Source organism: Octadecabacter algicola, from assembly GCF_021532625.1.
In the GTDB taxonomy this organism is placed as follows: Bacteria; Pseudomonadota; Alphaproteobacteria; order Rhodobacterales; family Rhodobacteraceae; genus Octadecabacter; species Octadecabacter algicola.
In genome coordinates this window covers 195,256-215,243 of the sequence record NZ_JAKGAR010000004.1, presented here as the reverse complement: position 1 = coordinate 215,243, position 19,988 = coordinate 195,256, and the positions used below count along the sequence as shown (strand labels likewise).

General features: G+C 54.3%; 15 protein-coding genes. 10 read left to right on the top strand and 5 right to left on the bottom strand.

Going from position 1 to position 19,988, the window contains the following annotated elements:
* Positions 1-145: 145 nt before the first annotated feature.
* Positions 146-3,652 (top strand): DNA polymerase III subunit alpha, encoded by a 3,507-nt coding sequence (dnaE, locus tag L0666_RS16140; protein ID WP_235262419.1) that lies wholly within the window; start codon positions 146-148, stop codon positions 3,650-3,652.
* A gap of 4 nt (positions 3,653-3,656) precedes the next feature.
* On the opposite strand, the gene L0666_RS16135 is transcribed toward dnaE, so the two are convergent.
* Entirely contained in the window at positions 3,657-4,250 is a 594-nt protein-coding gene (locus L0666_RS16135) for a ferric reductase-like transmembrane domain-containing protein (protein WP_235262418.1), read from the bottom strand.
* Positions 4,247-4,747 (bottom strand): peptidase associated/transthyretin-like domain-containing protein, encoded by a 501-nt coding sequence (locus L0666_RS16130; RefSeq protein ID WP_235262417.1) that lies wholly within the window; start codon positions 4,745-4,747, stop codon positions 4,247-4,249. The genes L0666_RS16135 and L0666_RS16130 overlap by 4 nt, the downstream gene beginning before the upstream one ends.
* Positions 4,748-4,945: 198 nt before the next feature.
* On the opposite strand from L0666_RS16130, the gene L0666_RS16125 reads away from it, so the two are divergent.
* Positions 4,946-5,827, top strand: coding sequence for a hypothetical protein (locus L0666_RS16125; RefSeq protein WP_235262416.1), 882 nt, complete (start codon positions 4,946-4,948; stop codon positions 5,825-5,827).
* Positions 5,828-5,833: 6 nt separating this feature from the next.
* On the opposite strand, the gene L0666_RS16120 is transcribed toward L0666_RS16125, so the two are convergent.
* Positions 5,834-6,037 (bottom strand): SlyX family protein, encoded by a 204-nt coding sequence (locus tag L0666_RS16120; RefSeq protein ID WP_235262415.1) that lies wholly within the window; start codon positions 6,035-6,037, stop codon positions 5,834-5,836.
* Positions 6,038-6,154: 117 nt separating this feature from the next.
* Here L0666_RS16120 and hisS point away from each other — a divergent pair, with 117 nt between their 5' ends.
* The 3 genes from hisS to hisG are packed head-to-tail and all read left to right on the top strand — an operon-like array spanning position 6,155 to position 9,416.
* Positions 6,155-7,642 carry a histidine--tRNA ligase gene (gene hisS / locus L0666_RS16115; RefSeq protein ID WP_235262414.1) on the top strand — a complete coding sequence of 496 codons (1,488 nt, stop codon included), beginning with the start codon at positions 6,155-6,157 and terminating at the stop codon, positions 7,640-7,642.
* A complete protein-coding gene (locus L0666_RS16110) occupies positions 7,639-8,727 on the top strand; it encodes an ATP phosphoribosyltransferase regulatory subunit (protein ID WP_235262413.1) in 1,089 nt (362 codons plus the stop codon). The genes hisS and L0666_RS16110 overlap by 4 nt, the downstream gene beginning before the upstream one ends.
* Complete coding sequence (hisG, locus tag L0666_RS16105; RefSeq protein ID WP_235262412.1) at positions 8,724-9,416, top strand: ATP phosphoribosyltransferase; 693 nt, start codon at positions 8,724-8,726, stop codon at positions 9,414-9,416. The genes L0666_RS16110 and hisG overlap by 4 nt, the downstream gene beginning before the upstream one ends.
* Before the next feature lie 34 nt (positions 9,417-9,450).
* Here the strand turns inward: hisG and L0666_RS16100 are convergent, their stop codons facing one another.
* On the bottom strand, positions 9,451-9,882 hold the full coding sequence (locus L0666_RS16100; RefSeq protein ID WP_235262411.1) for a DUF1489 family protein: 432 nt from the start codon (positions 9,880-9,882) through the stop codon (positions 9,451-9,453).
* Between the two features lie 68 nt (positions 9,883-9,950).
* Between L0666_RS16100 and L0666_RS16095 the strand changes: the two genes are divergently transcribed.
* A complete protein-coding gene (locus tag L0666_RS16095) occupies positions 9,951-12,212 on the top strand; it encodes an adenosylcobalamin-dependent ribonucleoside-diphosphate reductase (RefSeq protein ID WP_235262410.1) in 2,262 nt (753 codons plus the stop codon).
* 388 nt (positions 12,213-12,600) lie between these two features.
* Here L0666_RS16095 and L0666_RS16090 read toward each other — a convergent pair whose 3' ends face one another.
* Positions 12,601-15,063 carry an AAA family ATPase gene (locus L0666_RS16090; protein ID WP_235262409.1) on the bottom strand — a complete coding sequence of 821 codons (2,463 nt, stop codon included), beginning with the start codon at positions 15,061-15,063 and terminating at the stop codon, positions 12,601-12,603.
* A gap of 335 nt (positions 15,064-15,398) precedes the next feature.
* Here L0666_RS16090 and L0666_RS16085 point away from each other — a divergent pair, with 335 nt between their 5' ends.
* The 4 genes from L0666_RS16085 to L0666_RS16070 all read left to right on the top strand — a co-directional run bounded on the left by L0666_RS16085 (position 15,399) and on the right by L0666_RS16070 (position 19,909).
* A complete protein-coding gene (locus L0666_RS16085; protein ID WP_235262408.1) occupies positions 15,399-16,910 on the top strand; it encodes an AAA family ATPase in 1,512 nt (503 codons plus the stop codon).
* The gene (locus L0666_RS16080; protein WP_235262407.1) at positions 16,907-17,554 is read left to right on the top strand and encodes an HNH endonuclease; all 648 of its coding nucleotides are present in this window, start codon (positions 16,907-16,909) and stop codon (positions 17,552-17,554) included. The genes L0666_RS16085 and L0666_RS16080 overlap by 4 nt, the downstream gene beginning before the upstream one ends.
* A 329-nt stretch (positions 17,555-17,883) precedes the next feature.
* A complete protein-coding gene (locus L0666_RS16075) occupies positions 17,884-18,561 on the top strand; it encodes a response regulator (protein ID WP_235262406.1) in 678 nt (225 codons plus the stop codon).
* Positions 18,562-18,667: 106 nt separating this feature from the next.
* A complete protein-coding gene (locus L0666_RS16070; protein ID WP_235262405.1) occupies positions 18,668-19,909 on the top strand; it encodes a HAMP domain-containing sensor histidine kinase in 1,242 nt (413 codons plus the stop codon).
* Positions 19,910-19,988: the final 79 nt, after the last annotated feature.

Below are 19,988 nucleotides of genomic sequence, written 5' to 3'. Positions count from 1 at the left end.
CAGCTGTCAAGATACTTAGCTAAATAGCTAAGTATTGCGCGATCAGAAGTTAATCACGCGGGTTTACAGGGGGTTACGGTCGCGTATCGGCTGTCGTTACAATCGGGTCTTTTGGCTGTTGGCGCGGGCAGGTAGACTGGTCTTCATGGCTGATCCAAAATTCATTCACCTGCGCACGCATACGGAATATTCGCTTCTTGAGGGAGCGGTTCCTGTTAAAAAACTTAGCGGCTTAGCCGAGGGCGCGGGCATGCCTGCGGTTGCCGTAACTGATACAAATAACATGTTCTGCGCGCTGGAGTTTTCCGAATACGCCGCAAAGGCAGGCGTGCAGCCAATTATTGGGTGTCAGGTCGATGTGAGCATGGAAGGCGGCGACCCAAGAGGCCGCCCCACACCGCCCGCGCCGATCGTTTTGTTGGCGCAAACCGAAGCTGGCTACATGAACCTGATGAAGCTGAACTCCTGCGCCTATATCGACGCGAACGGGGAACTGCCGCAGGTTTCATTGGAGGATCTTGAGCGTCACTCAGACGGGTTGATATGTTTGTCTGGCGGCCCCGACGGACCGATTGGCCGTCTGTTGCGCGCTGGGCAACGCCCCGCAGCCGAAGCGATGATGATGAAATTGGCCTCGTCGTTTCCCGATCGCTTATATGTGGAATTGCAGCGCCATCCCGTGGATGGCGGTTTGCCCGAGGCCGAGGCGTTGTCTGAACAAGGCCATGTCGAGATGGCCTATGCATTGGACCTACCGCTGGTCGCCACCAATGACGTCTATTTCCCGAAGGCTGCAATCTATGAGGCCCATGATGCCCTGATCTGCATTTCCGAGGGCGCCTACGTCGATCAGAATGAACCGCGCCGCCGTCTGACGCCGCAGCATTATTTTAAGTCGCAAGAAGAAATGGTCACGCTGTTCGCGGATCTTCCCGAAGCGATCGCGAATACTGTTGAGATCGCAAAACGCTGCGCGTTCAAGGTTTATAAGCGCGATCCGATTCTCCCGAAATTTGCCGATGATGAGGTCGCTGAATTGCGTCGTCAGGCCGAACAGGGGCTAAAGAACCGTTTGGCGATTATTCCCCATGCGGCGGATGTGGCGGAATACGAAGCGCGGTTGGAATTCGAGTTGGGCATCATCGAAGGAATGGGATTCCCTGGTTACTTTCTGATCGTTGCGGACTTCATCAAATGGTCCAAGGACCACAACATTCCCGTTGGGCCGGGCCGTGGGTCTGGTGCGGGGTCTTTGGTGGCCTATGCGCTGTTGATCACGGACTTGGACCCACTGCGCTATTCGCTGCTGTTCGAACGTTTCTTGAACCCCGAACGTGTGTCCATGCCAGATTTCGATATCGACTTTTGCATGGACCGCCGCGAAGAAGTCATTCGCTACGTTCAGGAAAAATATGGTCGCGACAAGGTCGGCCAGATCATCACATTTGGTGCGTTGCTGAGTAAAGCCGCCGTGCGTGACGTTGGCCGCGTGTTGCAGCTGCCCTATGGGCAGGTCGATAAACTGTCCAAGATGATCCCTGTTGAGGGCGTCAAACCTGTCAGCATTGTTAAGGCGCTGGCCGATGAGCCACGCCTTCGCGAGGCCGCGAATGCCGAAGAGGTCGTGGACCGCTTGTTGACCTATGGCCAACAGATCGAAGGGTTGCTCAGGAATGCGTCGACCCACGCGGCGGGTGTTGTAATCGGGGACCGTTCGCTTGATGAACTGGTGCCGCTTTATCAGGATCCACGATCCGACATGCCCGCAACCCAATTCAATATGAAATGGGTCGAGCAAGCGGGTCTGGTAAAGTTTGACTTCTTGGGCCTGAAGACACTGACGGTCATCCAGAACGCAATCGATCTGATCCGCAAATCTGGCCGCGATATTCACATCGCTGCGGATGGTACGGAATTGTATGAACCCGCCGAGGGCGCGGTAAACGAGATCAACGCGATCCCCTTGGATGATGACGCGTCATACAAGCTTTATGCGGCGGCGAAGACAGTTGCGGTGTTCCAGGTGGAATCCAGCGGCATGATGGATGCGTTGCGGCGTATGAAACCGGACTGTATCGAAGACATCATCGCGCTTGTGGCGCTGTATCGCCCCGGCCCGATGGAGAATATCCCGAAGTTCTGCGAAGTGAAAAACGGAACCTCGGATCGCGACACGCTGCACCCGTCGATCGACCATATCTTGGACGAGACGCAGGGCATCATTGTTTACCAAGAACAGGTTATGCAGATCGCCCAAGAGATGGCGGGCTACAGCCTCGGCGGTGCCGATTTGCTGCGCCGCGCGATGGGTAAAAAGCTGCAAGAAGCGATGGACGCCGAGAAACCGAAGTTTATTGCAGGTGCGGCTGAAAACAACGTCGATAAGAAGAAGGCGCAGGAGGTTTGGGACCTGTTGGACAAGTTTGCCAACTACGGGTTCAACAAATCCCACGCTGCGGCCTACGCGGTGGTGAGCTACCAAACGGCCTGGTTAAAGGCGAACCATCCGGTCGAATTTATGGCCGGCGTGATGAACTGCGATATTCACCTGACGGATAAGCTCGCCGTTTATTTCCAAGAAGTGAAAAAGGGACTTGAGCTGCCATGGTCACCGCCATGTGTGAACACGTCACTTGCTACGTTTGATGTACAGGACGGCACGTTGGTTTACGGGCTTGGCGCGCTTAAGAACGTTGGCGTGGATGCCATGGGTCTAATCGTCGAAGGGCGAACAGCGGACGGGGGCAAACCGTTTGCAACGTTGTTCGATCTGGCCCGTCGTGTCGACCTCAAACGCGTGGGTAAACGCCCGATGGAGATGCTGACACGGGCGGGGGCGTTTGATGTGCTCGATCCGAACCGTCGCCGCGTGTTTGACAGTTTGGATGCCTTGGTGGGCTATTCCGCCGCAATCCACGACCAGAAGAACTCTAATCAAGTTAGCCTTTTTGGCGAAGCTGGCGATGATCTGCCGGAACCGCGCTTGTCTCCGGTTGAGGATTGGTTGCCAGCGCATCGCTTGGCGGAAGAATTCAAAGCTGTCGGATTCTACCTGTCCGGTCACCCGTTGGATGATTACATGGCAGCGTTGAAACGATCCGAAAAAGTGCTGACCTTGGATGAGGTCACTGCGAAGGCAGCAGGCGGTGCGTTCGTCGCCAAGATGGCCGGAACCGTGGCCGGACGGCAGGAACGTAAATCTGCGCGGGGCAACCGATTTGCCTTTGTTCAGTTGTCAGACCCTACCGGCCAATACGAAGTCACAATGTTCAGCGATACATTGGAAGTGGCGCGCGAGCACCTTGAGACCGGCAATCAGGTCGTCATCGGGGTTGAGGCCACGATGGAATCCGAACAGCTTAAACTGTTGGGCCGTTCGGTCACGCCTGCCGATATGGCCGTGGCGAACGCTGGGTCGTCAGGCTTGCGGGTTTTTGTTGGTGACGTTGGTGCGATTGAGACCGTGAACGGTATCTTGCAAAACGCGATCCGTGACGGTGTCAAAGGCGGGCGTGGTCCGATTACGTTTACCATTGATGATGCCGAATTAGGTGAAATCGATGTCGAACTCGACACTGATTTCCCAGTGAACCCGCAAATCAAGGGGGCCTTGCGCAGCCTAGGTGGGGTGATCGAGGTTCTTGAAATCTAAGCGCCTAGAAAATCCGCCGTTTGCGCAGAGTGATCACTGTCGCCAGCAACGTAAAAGCGCAAAGGGTGATCTTAGATGCGGTGCCCATGGTTCCGTCAATCAGGACGGCATGGGCCACGCTAAAGGAGACGATCAGCAGCCCTGTCGCCCCATGTACCCGCCGCCACAGACGAGGCGGGATACGCCACCAAAGACGCAAAAACGCAAAAAAGCCCGTCGCGATCAATAGCCACATCGCGAGAACACCCCAAAGGGAAAACGGAGTGGGCGAACTAAAAGTGAGCGCGTCGACCACATCGGGCGGGCTGGTGAGCCAAAGCGCGACGATGTGCAAAACGACCGACGCAATCAACGCACCACCGCAAATGCGGTGCACGCGGCGCGCGGGTCGGCCATTTATCCCCGCCAAAGCCTCCCCGACGAGAAGTGGCTGAGCTAGCAAAAGGATCATAGCGACAACGCCTGCGATCCCCGCTGCGATGTAGATCGGATCGCGGTAGGCCAGCAGCGGGCTTGAGGCCGCGTCTATCAGGGACCAAACCGATACCGAAATCAGGGCGATCCAAATCCAGACACGGGCAGAATTGCGGTCCGTCATGCAGGAGTGAGAACGAAACCCACGTTCAGGGATGTGTCAGAGGAGCGCTCGAGAATGGGGCGCAGGAAAACGGTCTCGAATTCGTCGCTGTCATAAGCGAGATGGCCATGAGCCTGTCCGAAGGCAGGGACGATCTGCGGCATCTCAAGGCGGAATGTCCCGTCGGCCTGTGTCAATGTCGCGCCGTGGCTGTGGGGGTCTCGTTCATGGCCTTCGGTGGTGTGCGCCCAGACCTGAATACGAATACCTTCTAGTGGGGCGCCATCACCTACTCGGCGCACGCTCCCTGTCATCCAAAATCCACCACCGCCGATTTTTTCAACGATGGGTGCATCGGGGCGATAGTTATTGGCTCCGCCTCGCATTGAAGGAGTGGGGGCTAAGGTCTGCGCATGGGCTGGTGTCATCACGCCAAAGGTTCCGGTTAGGGCAGCAGCACCTGTCAGGCTGGTCCCGCTTGCTATGAATCGTCGGCGGGTCTGTTTTAGATGTGTCATGGCTCTCACACTGTTTGCACTGCGATTGACCTAAGACTAGGGCGTTGGGCCGCCAAGGGAACCCATTGCGCGTAAATGTGATCGCGTTGTGTGAGGGCGGAGCGCGTAGTGGCGAAACCTTGCCTGCCATGAGGGTTATCTAGACGCATGCAGGGCGATCCGTTAAGAACGCTTTAATAACAGGTTAAAGGACGCTGAATGCGCCGTATTTTATTGGGTTTTGGGGTCGTCGCCACCTTGGCGGGATGTGGTGATCCGCTGCGCGATATAGCGCGGCTGAACGATGTGACCGTTTCTGAACGTTCGGCATCCGTCGCGCAGGTCCCCTCTGAGGCAGGCAACACAGGCGGCGGCTTGTTTGGCCGTCTTTTGAACCGCCAACCTGATGATCCGACGAATGCAGCCGTCGAAGCCGCCCTTCAGGACGCAGAAATCACACCCGCCGCTGGAGGTGTTGGAGCCGAAGACGCCGAGGTGATTGAGGTCTCCGTAGCGCCGGAACCAGAATTAGAACAACCGCGACGAGGCCTTGGTGGCCTTTTCCGCAGATCGCCCGATCGCGCGGCCCCACGCACGGGCCCTGATGCGTCTGATGTTGACGCAGGCACCGTCCTTCCATTTGGACAAATCGCCCGCGTTTGCGGAATTCCGCCCCGTGAACTTGGCGGTCAGGTTGATGCCGCAGCAGGGTATCGCATTTACGACACGTCACCGGGGTCAACGGGGTTGCGTCCGTTTTATATCACTGGCTTTAAAGACGACTGCGTTCGTACGTTCACGGGTGCTGTTGTTGTCACGGGCGATGTCGAAACCCACGAATTCGTCCGCTACCGCCCCAGCAACGAACGGATCGCCTATACAACCACCGACAACGCCTATGAGGCCCTAAAGGCCAGCGAATGTCGGGTTGGTCGCGGTCAGCCTTGTGGTGAACGCCGCACGCGTCTGGATCGCAACACGCAGTTCATCACCGTCTACAATTTCTTTGGTGGCACGTTTAGTGCTGTCCCGACGCAATGGGCGCAAATCTTGGTTCATGACGGCGAAGTGCTCGCGATGTCGATCAAGAGCGGTGAATAACGCCGTTTAGTAGTGCGGTGGTCGCTGATCGGCCAAGGGCACGGAACTGCCCGTGTCCATCTCGCGGCTGGCTTCGCGCTCCATCAACATTTTGACGCGGTGCGTCAGCTTGCTGATTTCCGTTTCCTGCCGCGCCACAATATCTGACAGATCGTCGACAGTGCGGTTCAGGTGGGCCAGTTGTTCTTCTAGGTGTGTTTGATCGCTCATACTGCTCATTAAGGGGCGTTGGGGTAATTTGCCAACCGCTTTCTTGGCCCCGCTGTTGCGTGGGGGCAGCGGGCGGGGTAAAGCGCGGGGGATATTATTCAACGAGCGGAGCCTGTCATGGCCAAGCAGAAAAAACCCCAACGTCCAAAGGCGCAAACCCCAAAGGGTTTCCGCGATTATTTCGGAGCAGAGGTTGCACAGCGTACAGAAATGTTGCGCGTGATCGCTGGGGTTTATCATCGCTACGGGTTCGAAGCGCTTGAGTCGGCTGCCGTTGAAACCGTAGAGGCGCTAGGCAAGTTCCTTCCGGATGTGGACCGCCCGAATGAAGGCGTGTTCGCGTGGCAGGAAGAGGATGAGAATGACAACGGCGATTGGCTGGCATTGCGCTATGATCTGACGGCGCCACTGGCCCGTGTTTTCGCGCAGCACCGCAATGATTTGCCAACCCCTTATCGCCGCTTTGCGATGGGTCCGGTGTGGCGCAATGAAAAGCCGGGACCGGGTCGGTTCCGTCAATTCTATCAGTGCGATGCCGATACAGTCGGGTCTGGCAATGTCGCCGCAGATGCAGAGATTTGCGCGATGCTGGCTGATACGCTTGAGGCCGTTGGTATTGAACGCGGTGACTATGTCGTGCGCATCAACAACCGTAAGGTTTTGAACGGTGTGCTTGAGGTCATGGGTCTGTCTGATGACGACCAAAAAGCCAACGTCCTGCGCACTATCGACAAGTTTGATAAGGTCGGCGAAAGTGGCGTGCGTGAATTGCTGGGCAAGGGGCGTCTGGATGCGTCTGGTGCTTACATTGACGGTGTGGGCCTGAGCGACGCTCAGGCGGAACCTGTATTGATGTTTCTGACCGCAAAAGGGGTAGATACAGAGTCAACTTTGGGAATGTTGGGAAATGCAATTCGGAACAGCGTAGTCGGAGCGCAAGGTCTTGATGAACTTCGACAGATGGCCGATCTCTTGGCTGCTGGCGGCTATGGTGCTGATCGGATCGTGATCGATCCATCAGTTGTGCGTGGCCTTGGCTACTACACGGGCCCCGTGTTCGAAGCGGAACTGACGTTCGAGATCAAAGACGAGAAGGGCCGTCCGCGTTCCTTTGGTTCTGTCGCTGGTGGTGGTCGTTACGACGACCTCGTGAAACGCTTCACCGGCCAAGAAGTCCCAGCGACGGGTGTTTCTATTGGCGTTGACCGCCTTCTTGCAGCCTTGCACATGAAGGGTCGTCTGGACACGGACACCACTGGGCCTGTTGTGGTCACGGTTATGGATAAGCACCGCATGGCAGATTATCAGGCGATTGTTTCTGAACTGCGCAATGCGGGCATTCGGGCCGAAGTCTACCTCGGTAATCCAAAAAGCTTTGGCAATCAGTTGAAATATGCGGACCAACGCAACAGCCCAATCGCCATCATCCAAGGCGGCGATGAGTTGGAGGCAGGGACGTTGCAGGTAAAAGATCTGATCCTAGGGGCGAAGATTGCAGAGACCGCGTCGCAGGAAGAATGGAGCGAGCGTCCGCAACAGTTCGAAATTCCACGCGCCGATCTGGTTGACCGGATCAAGGCGCTCTTGGAAGAGCAAAGCCAGTGAGCACAAACAGCCAAGCCTTATGGACCCGTGCGCGGGCCTACCAAGATAAGTTCGCAGCCCTTGGGGCTGTTGTAACGGATGCCGACGTTTTACAGCCTGCGGGTACTTTGCTGGACCTCTACGGCGAGGACATCCGTGCGCGCGCCTTTACCACGCACGATGCGTTGCGCGGTGAGCTGATGATGCGGCCAGACTTTACCGTGCCGATTGTGCAGCAACATATGGCAGTTGGTGCAGAACCGGCCCGATATACCTACGTCGGCAAAGTGTTCCGTCAACAGGAACAAGATGAAAGCCGTCCTACCGAGTATGTGCAGGTTGGTTATGAAGTCTTTGACGGTGCCGATCCTGCCGCCGCAGATGCCGAAGTGTTCGCGGCGATTTCAGAACTATTGAGCGACCTTCCGGTCACTGCGTCGACTGGTGATATTGGAATTTTGCGAGCTGCAGTTCAGGGCCTTGCGACAACGGAACGCCGACGTGCGGCGTTGATGCGTCATCTTTGGCGGCCGCGTCGTTTCAAGGCTTTGTTGGACCGTTTTGGCGGGCGAATGCCGATTCCTGCAAGCCGCACAGCACTTTTGGAACAGGCGGATCCGATGGCTGGAATGCCGCCGCTACTGGGATTGCGGACGGAATCTGAAATCGCGCTGCGGATTGACGCTTTGCGCGATGATGCATCCTCTGACCCCATTTCAAACGTCGAACGCGATTTGATGGATGCCTTGCTGAAGGTGCGGGAAACCGCGCCGAATGCTTTGACTGCTTTGCGTGATATTTCTGTTGATCTGCCGTCGATTGGCGTCGCAGTTGATGGTTTGGCCAAAAGGTTGGACGCATTGGCGGCGCGTGGCATTGATGTGGACGCCTTGCCGTTTGAGACCTCTTATGGACGTACGTCGATGGAATACTACGATGGTTTCGTTTTTGGCTTTGCTGCGGATGCCGAATTAAACCTACCACCTATCGCAACGGGCGGCCGGTATGATGCGCTGACCACTGTGCTTGGCGGTGGAACAGGCGTTCCTGCCGTTGGCGGTGTGATCCGTCCTGATCTTGTGGCCATCGCGGAGGGCGCGCAATGACGTTGAAATTGGGTGTGCCGTCTAAGGGGCGGCTAATGGACAAGACCTTTGACTGGTTTGCTGCGCGAGGTGTGATCCTTCGCAAGTCCGGATCAGACCGCGAATATGCCGGTGCAGTCGAAGGAATCGACGGCATCGAACTGGTATTGCTATCAGCTGGTGAAATTCCGCGTGAGCTGGATGCTGGACGCATTCATCTTGGCGTGACGGGATCGGACCTTGTGCGCGAAAAACTGTCCGGCTGGGACCAACGTGTGGTCGAGATTGCGAAGATGGGGTTTGGCGGCGCGGATTTGATTATCGCAGTGCCGAATGCTTGGATCGACGTGGATACCTTGGATGATTTAGATGCCGTTGCGGCGGCGTTTCGCGCCAACCACGGGTTCCGCCTGCGGATTGCCACAAAATACCACCGTCTGGTTCGGGATTTTCTGCGCGAAAACGGGGTGGCCGATTACCAACTGATCGACAGCCAAGGCGCCACTGAAGGCACCATTCGCAATGAAACAGCCGAAGCAGTTGCTGACATTACCTCGACCGGAGAGACCCTGCGTGCAAACGGGTTGAAAATTCTCAGCGATGGGATGATCCACTCGAGCCAAGCGACGCTGTTTCGCGGTCGTCGCCATGGGTGGTCACAAGAGCAACGCAATACGCTTAAGGCGTTGGACGAAAAGCTGACCGGCTAGCGCTATTTCAGCGCGGCCGGTTGCGATGGCGACGCTATAGAACGCCAATCTCCGCAAGCGCCGCGCTCAACGTTTCGGGCAATGCTTCTTCAGCTTCGCGGCCCTGCGGTAAATCCATCGGGGCGTCTTCGGGTTTAAGGTACCGCCAACCCTGAAACGGGCGCTTTAGAGTCGGGACAACACGAATGAGTTCGGGGTCCAGTACAATTGCACAACGCCGGATGCCATCCGCGCCGATGACTTCATCAAGGCGCAGCACTTTTTGGCGGCAGGCAAGCTGCCCTTTTATGACCCAATAAATTGACCCACCTTCAAGGATTTCAGTCTCGCGTTTTGGCCACATTCGGGTTACGTGACGTGGTAGCCCATCTGCCGTTTGGGCACGTTTCTCGTCTTGCCACAGAGTGAGATCTGAGACATTTTCCGTGCCAACGGACAGCTTTTGTAAATGAAGTATGTTCTTCAAAAGTTCCCCCTACATATGGTAGGGTAAGACCTTCTTAATGATTCTGCTACCATCCCAAAGGACCCGCCATGACCCGCTTTGCTGCCCCTATTGCCGAACAAATCTGGGACATGAAATACCGCCTGAAAGAGGGTGATGGTACACCGATTGATGCCACAGTCGAAGACACGTGGGCGCGGGTCGCAAAATCCTTGGCCAGCGTTGAAAAAAAGCCAAGCGAATGGGAGCCGAAGTTCTACAAAGCGCTCGAGGATTTCCGTTATCTGCCTGCTGGGCGTATCACAGCTGGGGCAGGGACGGACCGTGCCGTCACCTTGTTCAACTGTTTTGTCATGGGCACGATTCCTGACACCATGTCAGGCATTTTCGACAACCTGCGCGAGGCGGCGTTGACGATGCAGCAGGGTGGCGGGATCGGGTATGATTTCTCGACCATTCGCCCCAAAGGTGCTGTCGTTAAAGGTGTTGCCGCGGATGCGTCTGGTCCGCTGTCTTTCATGGATGTGTGGGACGCGATGTGCCGCACGATCATGTCCGCCGGATCGCGTCGTGGCGCGATGATGGCAACGATGCGCTGTGACCACCCTGACGTAGAAGATTTTATTACTGCCAAATCGGATGCGGCACGACTGCGGATGTTCAATATGTCCGTCCTTGTAACGGACCCGTTCATGGAGGCTGTAAAGGCCGATCAGCCTTGGGATCTGGTCTGGGACGGTGCGACTGTGCGCACGGTTCAAGCGCGTGAATTGTGGGACAGCATCATGTCGTCCACCTACAGCCACGCCGAACCGGGAGTTATTTTCATCGACCGTATCAACGAGATGAACAACCTCAACTATGTAGAGACCATCGCCGCGACGAACCCTTGTGGTGAACAGCCTTTGCCACCTTATGGGGCGTGCTTGCTGGGATCGATCAACCTTGCACGATTGGTGCATTTCCCGTTCGAAGAGGCCGCACAGGTCAAAGAAGACGAGCTGACAGAGTTGGTCGCAACAGCCGTTCGCATGATGGATAACGTGGTTGATGCGTCAAAGTTCCCGCTCGAGGCGCAGGCAAAAGAAGCCGCTGCAAAGCGACGGATCGGGCTTGGCGTTACGGGTCTTGCGGATGCTTTGCTGATGGTGGGCTTGCGCTATGGATCGGAAGAAGCGGCGCGTCAGACGGAAGTCTGGATGAAAGCGATCGCACGCGCCGCGTATCTGGCGTCGGTTGACTTGGCTAAGGAGAAGGGCGCGTTCCCGTTGTTCGATGCGGACCAATATTTGGCGTCGGGCAATATGAAACAGATGGATGATGATGTGCGTGATGCCATTCGCGAACATGGCATTCGCAACGCTTTGCTGACGTCCGTTGCGCCAACTGGGACGATTTCGCTTTATGCAGGGAATGTGTCCAGCGGGATCGAGCCGGTATTTGCTTATGCTTATACTCGCAAGGTCTTGCAAAAGGACGGCAGTCGCACCGAGGAAGAAGTCGTGGATTATGCAGTCAAGATGTGGCGTGATCTGCACGGCGATGTCGAATTGCCCGACTATTTTGTCAATGCGCAGACGTTGCCGGCACTGGAGCATGTCCGCATGCAAGCGGCGGCTCAGAAATGGGTCGACAGCTCAATCTCCAAGACCATCAACGTACCAGAAGACATAGATTTCCAGTCTTTCAAAGACGTCTACATGGAAGCATGGGACAGTGGCTGCAAGGGCTGTACGACTTATCGTCCGAATGAGGTTACAGGGTCGGTTTTGTCGGTCGCGGAAGATCCAAAACCGGAAGTGATCGCGGATCAGAACGTCGGTGACGTAATCTACATGACCGAACCGCTGGACCGCCCAGGTGAACTGACGGGGCAGACCTATAAGCTAAAATGGCCCGATAGTGAGCACGCGATTTATATCACAGTAAACGACATCCAGCATCAGGGCCAAAGCCGCCCGTTCGAGGTGTTCATCAATTCCAAGAACATGGAACACTTTGCGTGGACCGTCGCGTTAACGCGGATGATTTCAGCCGTGTTCCGCCGTGGCGGCGACGTGAGCTTTGTTGTTGAAGAACTGAAAGCCGTTTTCGACCCGCGTGGTGGCGCATGGATGCAGGGTAAGTATGTGCCGTCCATTCTTGCCGCGATCGGCGGAGTCATTGAAAAGCACATGGTTTCGACGGGCTTTTTGGCGGGCGAGGGAATGGGGCTGAAATCAGACCCGCATGCGGACGTCGTTCCGATGACACCCAAAGGCAACGCTTGCCCGAGCTGCGGCCAATACACGCTACGTATGGTCGAGGGCTGTATGACGTGCTCCGACTGCGGGCATTCAAAATGTGGCTGAGCCAAACGTTTAGGAACTTGTGAAACGACAGGCAATTCAGCGCCACTTTGGCTGAATTGCCTTCCACTAATCAGGTCTAATTCTTCCACTGATGTCTAAGTGTCTGAAAACATTAAGGTGATAGAACTCGGCCCTAGTAGCGGGCATTTTGATTTTCTGTAACGGCTTCAATTTCAATCATGCTTGATGTGTGCTTATTCGTTGCGGCTAAAAAACTAGAGACGGCTATGTGTCAAACCGTGTTTATTGATGGATTTTTCACCAAAGTGGTATGACGTCTCACGACACTAAGGGCGGAAAGCTGACTTTCGCTATGCTCGCAAATTGTAAATGCGCAGCCATCCAAAGCAGACGTTGGCTGCTCCAGCGAGTTCACAACGAATGGCGTTCAAGGTAGTTGCTTTGGCTTGTTCTTCAGATTGAAATTTGCAGCATTGCACGAACACCGAAGCCCGTCGGGCGAAGTACCTTTGGGCGTGATGTACAGCCAAGAACCGCAGTCATCGCATTGCGCGCACGCCAAAAGATCTTTGAACGCTTGAACAACCGGCTTGAAGTCATTCGGACTAAAGTTGGCCCACTCATTGAAGTGTATTGCCTTGTTGATCGTCCAATCTTCCTCACCCTTATGGGTGTTTGCCTGCTTTAGCCGCTGTCTACGCGCGAGTGCCTCGGATTTTTGGTCTTCGTTACCCCAAGATTGCGCCGAGTCGATGGCCTTACCTAAAAGGTCTGACAGCCTGGACATAGCACTTGGTAAGAGCCCTCCAAGATCGTAGCTGTTGTCAGCTCGAAAGACAGTTTGTGCTCCCAGTTGATCCGCTAGCAATCGAGCGACAAACTCCATGTGACGCCGCAATATCGGTGCAGCAACTTCGACCTTGCCCTTCGCCAAGGCTGCATCAATCTCTACCCAAATCTCCGGGTTGGACTCCACCAAAGGACCAGTCTCCACTGACCAACTGTCAAATATCATTGACGTCTTTCGCGACACCAACTTCGATGAGCGCATCTGCTCTGCCCAAACTTTGTCGTGCGTTGCTATTATGAATTGCGTGTCTGGAAATTCCGACATCAACAGCTTGCAGAACTGGTATCTATGGTCTGCATCGACTGACATGACTACGTCATCAAGCAGCGCGACCGTAAAGCTATCGCCGAGTAGCCGCTTCATCAAAGCAAGGTAGAGACAGACCCCCATTCCGTCCTGATGTCCTTCGCTATGGAAAGCCCCTGGCGGGAAAAGGCCCCGCTCATAAAAGTTCACATCGAAATCGAGACGCCCTTCAGTGGCCTTAAATCGGGCGACGAACTTCTGCTCGTCGCCATCATTCAAGATGCGGTAGAAGTTGCTGAAGTCATCCTCCACAGCCTCATATAGCTCGTCGAGCTCAGACTCCATTGCCGCGCACCATGCGTCGTAAGCAACTTTCCCGGCGTCACGAGCCTTTTGTGCCTTTTTCTCAGCCTGCCGAGCTGCTTTGTAGTCCTTAAACCTTTGTTCTGCGTTGATTAGAAAACTCTGTGCGGCCAAGGTCGCTGACTGGTCGGGCTTCGCACGTATCGCGTCAACAAAAGCCGCAAGCTTTGCTTCGAAGTCTTCCGGAATGTCCGGCCATCCGGAAGTTAGCCAATCCCTGAGCTCCAATATCTCCGTAAATGACTTTAGCCGTTCCTGTAGTGAGGCGAGGTTTTTGCCCCAAGCCGTCACGCTAGCCAAAATCTCGGTCGCGTTTTCAAGCTTCGCAATACGATGCGTTTCGATCAAGAGCGCCTTCAGGGCTCCAACCTCCGTTGAGAGCGCCGACGCATGATCCAAAAGTTGCTGCTTAAGTTCCCCAGCAGCGTTCGATTTCTGCTGCTTTGCATGCAGATGCGAAAGTAGGTGTGCTTCATCTGGCCATTCATGGTCGCACATCGGACATGCGGGGCCATCGACCAATTTCAATCCGCGTTCTACCAACTCACGTTGCTGCAGCGAAACAAGGAGCTGCGCGTCATTTTCAAGTTGCTCGATCTGAACAACAAGCGCCTGCGCGTCTGGCGAATTTGCCTGGCCAAACCCCGCTATCGCCCTAGTCAGCTTGTCTAGTTCAATCAGTGCGGCAGGCTTGTTGAGTGATTTTTCTTGGCTAGGCTCTGCCAAGCCTTGGTCGATGACGGTCTCGGCCGTAATGGCATGATGGACCGCGAGGCCGAGCAGCTCGCGCTTTGCATTCACGGCTCCCAGCATCTCGGCTGCAGACAATGAGGCAATCTCCAAGTGCTGCATCAAGGTGTTTTTCTTGTTTAGCGTATCCTTTTCAGCTGCGATCGCAGCCCGATTGAGTTTGCCAGAAGCAGTGTTCAATGCCGAACGAGTCTGGCCCAGTTCATCGATCTTCAAAATCTCTTGAATTTGCGCAGAGCGTTTTGTTGGTTCGACCAGGATGAACTTCAAAATTTCCCGTCTCGCCAAAGTGATTTCGGGATGCTGAGCAACCTCATCCAATATCGCCACGATGTCCGGATCGCTTGGCTCAATCATTTGATTTTTGGGGGCAGAAATCTTACGGGTCAGCTTGGCATTCTTGCCCAGCGTCGGAAACGATACTTCGAGCTCTACGAATGCCGCATCTGGGAATTTGATACGGTCAACGTGCGGACCATGATCTCCGAGCGACAACCCTTTGGTTCCCGGTCCGGTCAGACGACCAATCTGACCTGTGAGTGCAAATTCAATTGCATCGATGACCCCGCTTTTTCCCGAGCCATTCGGGCCAGATACTGCGAAGGATTTTTCGGCAAAGTCGATGTCCAGCTTCCGAATGCCGCGAAACTCCTCGATATGCGCCGAAGCAATCTTGATCATAGGATCTCTCCACCGTCCGGGAGGGCGAAGATCGCGGCAAGATCGTCCGGTTTGATCTTCCCGTCTGCCTTTAGGAGCGCTTCAAGCTTTGCGGTCTTCGATTGATCGAATGTCTCATTTTCGTCCAGGGTCTGGAGGAACTTTCTTACAACTGCTTCTTGAAGCGACGCCATATTTCACCGTTTCTGCTTAATCCAATTAACTATAGGTTGAGCGGCGCATTTCAGGAAGCGGCAATCGTCAGCCTTACTTATAGTCTCCACCTCTAGTGATCTTGCTCGACATCCCGCAGAAAACAATCAAGAGTTGCAGAAGCAAATAGTTTTGGAGAACGTATGTACGCTGGAGATGATTTTCAGTTGCTAGAAGCGCGCACTGCAGATGTGCCCGTAGAAATACCCTGGCGACGGAAAGGTATTCCGTACATCAACCCTCACGCATTTTTTAGTCGAATTGCCCATCCAAACGGCGAGCAGCACGAGCAACTCACCGCCATCATAGGCAAAAATGGAACGGGTAAATCGCATCTTCTAAGTGCAATTATTCAGACTTTCTTGCGCGTTGAGGAATTACAAAGAGGTAAGCGAAAACAGATTAGGGGCGTCCTGCCGTTAGACTTGTTAGTCTACCAGGTTGATGGTCACAATTGCACGATCACTCAAAGAAAAGATCGTACAATTACTGCGCACGTTGATGGTCGCGAAGTGGCACCAGAAGAGCTCCCGCTGCCTAGACGCATCGTTGCGCTGACGATCAGTCCCTTCGACAAGTTTCCGGTGCCGCGAACGATTCCAAGGTCAGTGGCGCCATTGGAAGTTGCGTCACCAATGTATCGCTACCTGGGGCTACGAGACAATTTCGGGAAAGCTTCGATCCGGACACTGCTCTTTCGCTCTCTAAGCAGCCTGTTCGATAGTTCCGATAACAGCGCACTGCGCCGTAGTAACATTGGCGCAGTTTTCGATTTTCTCGGCATGGTTCCCATGGTCACAGCGGTCTACCGGCTCCGGGAAAAGTCACTACTGCGTGAGTTTGCAAACGGGCTCGACCCTTCTGTGTCCAACAATGAACCATACTCGAGGAGAAGGTTACTTGACGACATCATGCGAAGTGAACTTACAACTGCAAATTTGAGGGAGTTGGCCAATCTCGCGCTGAATAAAGCTGAGCGTAGTCAAATCGAGACACACGCGGATCTCCAATCGGGGTTCCAAGATCCACTTTTTCTCGAATTGCAACCATTGCGCCGTGCGGGCTTTCTTAGTCTCTCTGGTGTTGGTGTTGAGCTCATCGATGGTGGGCCTACGGACTTGCTTCAGGCGAGTTCCGGTCAGCTGAGCATGGTGTCTGCACTTATCGCGCTTGCATCGGTTATCGAGAATGGCAGCCTAGTGCTGATTGATGAACCAGAGCTCAGCCTGCATCCAGAATGGCAGGTCAAGTACGTCGATCTTCTTCTGCGCACGTTCGCGCGATACAAGGGCTGTCACTTTGTGGTGGCGACGCACTCGCCAATGGTGATCTCAGAGCTGCCAGAGCATGCTGAAGTCATTTCTTTGGATCAAGAAAAGCTTCCTTCGAAAAAAGAACTTCAAGGGCAGTCGGCAGACTATCTCCTTGCTGAAATCTTCGGTACGCCGACACCAAATAATCTCCATGTACGGGACCGCATAGTCAGCGCTTTGCGCATGATAGCCAACGGGGATGTAAATTCTGCGGCATTTTCGGAGACTCTCGCGGACCTACGCAAATTTGCCATTGAGTTGGAACCCACTGATCCGGCAGTTGAGCTGATCAAAAATGTTGAAAATGCTGCGCGGGACGCTGGGACAGAAGCTCAACCATGAATCCCGTCCAATACAGCGCGCCCAATAAGACACTGGTTGATGCATTTGAAGCCCGTCAGCCTGATGAGAAGGACCCGAAGTACTGGAATGACGATGAAGTTAACTCAGTGCGTGCGGAAATAAAGGACCACTACATTGCTGAGCAAGGACGCCAGTGCTGCTACTGCGGTCGTAAGTATCCTACCGGCAACAAAGCGGTTTGGGATGGCGAGCACATAATTGCAAAGAACCTCGCCCCGCAGTTCATGTTCGAACCGCGCAACTTGGCTGCATCATGCAAAGACTGCAATATAGCGAAACATGAGGATGAAGTGCGGGCGAACCCCAAGCGTAAGAGCTTTCCCGACCAGTCACAGAACTACGTTATCGTTCACCCTCATTTCGACAACTACAATGATCACATCCGTTGGTATGGTGAGGTGGTGCGAGCGCTTACACCGAAGGGTAAAGCTCTGATAATCATGTGCGATCTCTTACGTTTTGGTTGCACAAAGGCGGGCTTAGAAGTCGCCCCCCCGAACGCGCAGGTGGATGGGATGATAGGAACTATGGTGGACCCACAGGCAACACAGGCGGACAAGGCAACCGCAATCGAGTTGTATAGTGCTTATGTGAAGGCACGAGCGCAAAAACCAGCAGACTAATCCGAAGCTTCGAATAAGCTCCGCACGTCTACCCCTAGTCACTTCAGAAAACCGCATTGGCAGCGAATGACCGGTCCGGTGAAGCTGCGCTGCGGCACAACGCAATGGGATAAACGGCAGCTTAGGGCCGTTCGTGTCGTGAGTTCTCGGTTAATAACCTATGATGCTGCAAAGCGGAGAATGGCCGCTATGAGCCCACTTTGAACGATGCTGCAGTATGCCCGAATGACTGAAGATCACACATTCCGGACCTTGGACTTTGAAAGTCGACACCGCGGCGCAGAAAAGGCACATTGTAGAACACGGAAGTTCAGGTAGTATTTTATCTTATGAAAATCTTGCTTGCAGAAGACGATGAAACGTCTGCCGAATACGTTCAAAAAGGTTTAGTTGAGCAGGGCTTTGTAGTCGATTGGGTGACGGACGGTCGGGAGGCATTAACCCATTGCCTTTATAACGAAGTCGACCTCCTAATAGCTGACCGAATGATGCCGGGGATGGATGGGTTGTCGCTTGTGAAGTCGTTGCGCTCGGCTAAGGTTGAGCTTCCAGTTATTTTTCTAACGGCCTTGTCCGATGTAGAGGACCGTGTCGATGGATTGATGGCGGGGGGCGACGATTACATGGTCAAGCCATTCCATTTTTCGGAACTATTGGCACGGATCACGGCGTTATCCAGGCGCCCCAAGGAGACTGAGCAGCGAACGAAACTTACAGTGCATGATCTCACCCTTGATCTGTTGGAGCGCACGGCAAACCGGCAAAGCCAAACAATCGAACTGCACAACAAGGAGTATTCCCTACTTCAACTTTTGATGGAAAACGCGGGACGCGTGATTAGCCGCACGATGATCCTAGAGAGGGTTTGGGATTTCAACTTCGATCCAGGGACGACAGTTGTTGAAACGCATATTAGCAAGCTACGCCAGAAGATCGACAAGCCTTTTGATGTGACGTTGCTGCATACCATGCGCGGGATGGGATACACGATCCGTGCGCCTAGATAGCCTAATCCGCAGTGAGCCGTTTAAAGCTACCTTTCGGGTGCTCTGCGTCTTTCTGGTTTTGTATTCAATCGCATCTTGGGCGCTCATTAAATCGGTTGAGACAACCTTGCGTGAGGACCTACAGGCTCTCATTCGTGTTGAAACGGAACTGTTGAAACAGATCTATCGCGATGAAGGAACGACAGGGCTGGTTAGTGCGATAGACACATTAGGGAAGCAAAGCCGCAGCACTGACCGCGTCTACGGCCTCTTTGATGAACGCAATCTCAACCTCACAGGACCGATTTCTGCTCAACCAGATTTTATCGGATTTGGAACACGCGATCTCAGTGTTCTGACCGGCGGTCGAATTGCCGGCCTGTTCGTTCTGCAGGTGGATCATTTTGATGCGCTCACGGTTATAGTTGGTCGCAATGGCGATATGATCGCGCATGCCCGAAAACGTCTCCTGTTCGGGCTTGTCAGTTTTGGCATACTTTTGGGTGCGGCCACGTTGACTTTAGGGCTCTGGGCGGCGCGGCGGTCACAGGTTCGTTTGAATGACATGGAGGCTGCACTTCGCGACATATCGACGGGTCAATTAGACAGGCGGCTGCCTGTTGGATCCAAGAATGATCAGTTTGACCGTGTATCGGCGCGCATGAACGCAAATTTAGCGCAACTTGAGCGACTTGTATCGAGTGTGAAAACTACTGCTTCAGCCATCGCGCACGACCTTAAGACACCGCTTTCCCACGCGCAGATCGCAATGCACCAAGCCGCAGATGCCGTCACGGCCAATGAGTTGGCCAGCAGCAAGATTGCGGACGCGCTTGCTGAAACTGATAGGCTCAACACTCTATTTGAGACGATCCTTCGTCTGTCGAGCATTCAAAACGCAAAGGATCGTAGGAATTTTTGCAATGTCTCACTTTGGGATGTTACCGACAATGCCATTAGCTTCTTGGCGCCAATGGCGGAGGAAAACGGCCAGACACTGAAGCTCTGCGGGGTCGAAGCGCAGATAGACGCAGACCCTGACATGATCCAGCAGGCGGTGATCAATCTTGTTCAAAACGCAGTTGTTCATGCGGGAACAGGGGCTTCAATTGATGCTGTGATTGCATCCGATACTGACGCCGTTTCACTGATCATTAAGGATACAGGGCCGGGCATTTTAGAGGTCAGCAAAGAAACCATCCTTGAGCCGTTTGCGCGCGGCGCGTCCGATCGTGGGACGCCGGGTCATGGCTTGGGGTTAGCGATTGTTAGGGCGATTTCTGAATTGCACGATGCCCAAATCTCCCTCGACAACACATCTACGGGGTTCGAAGTCTCGCTACGTTTTCCTATCCTCAAAAATTCCTGAAGTTCGCGACAGGTTCACGCAATCTAACACAATTAACAGCTTAGTCAGTTCTGACTGGCGTGCCCCCCCCCGAACGGGC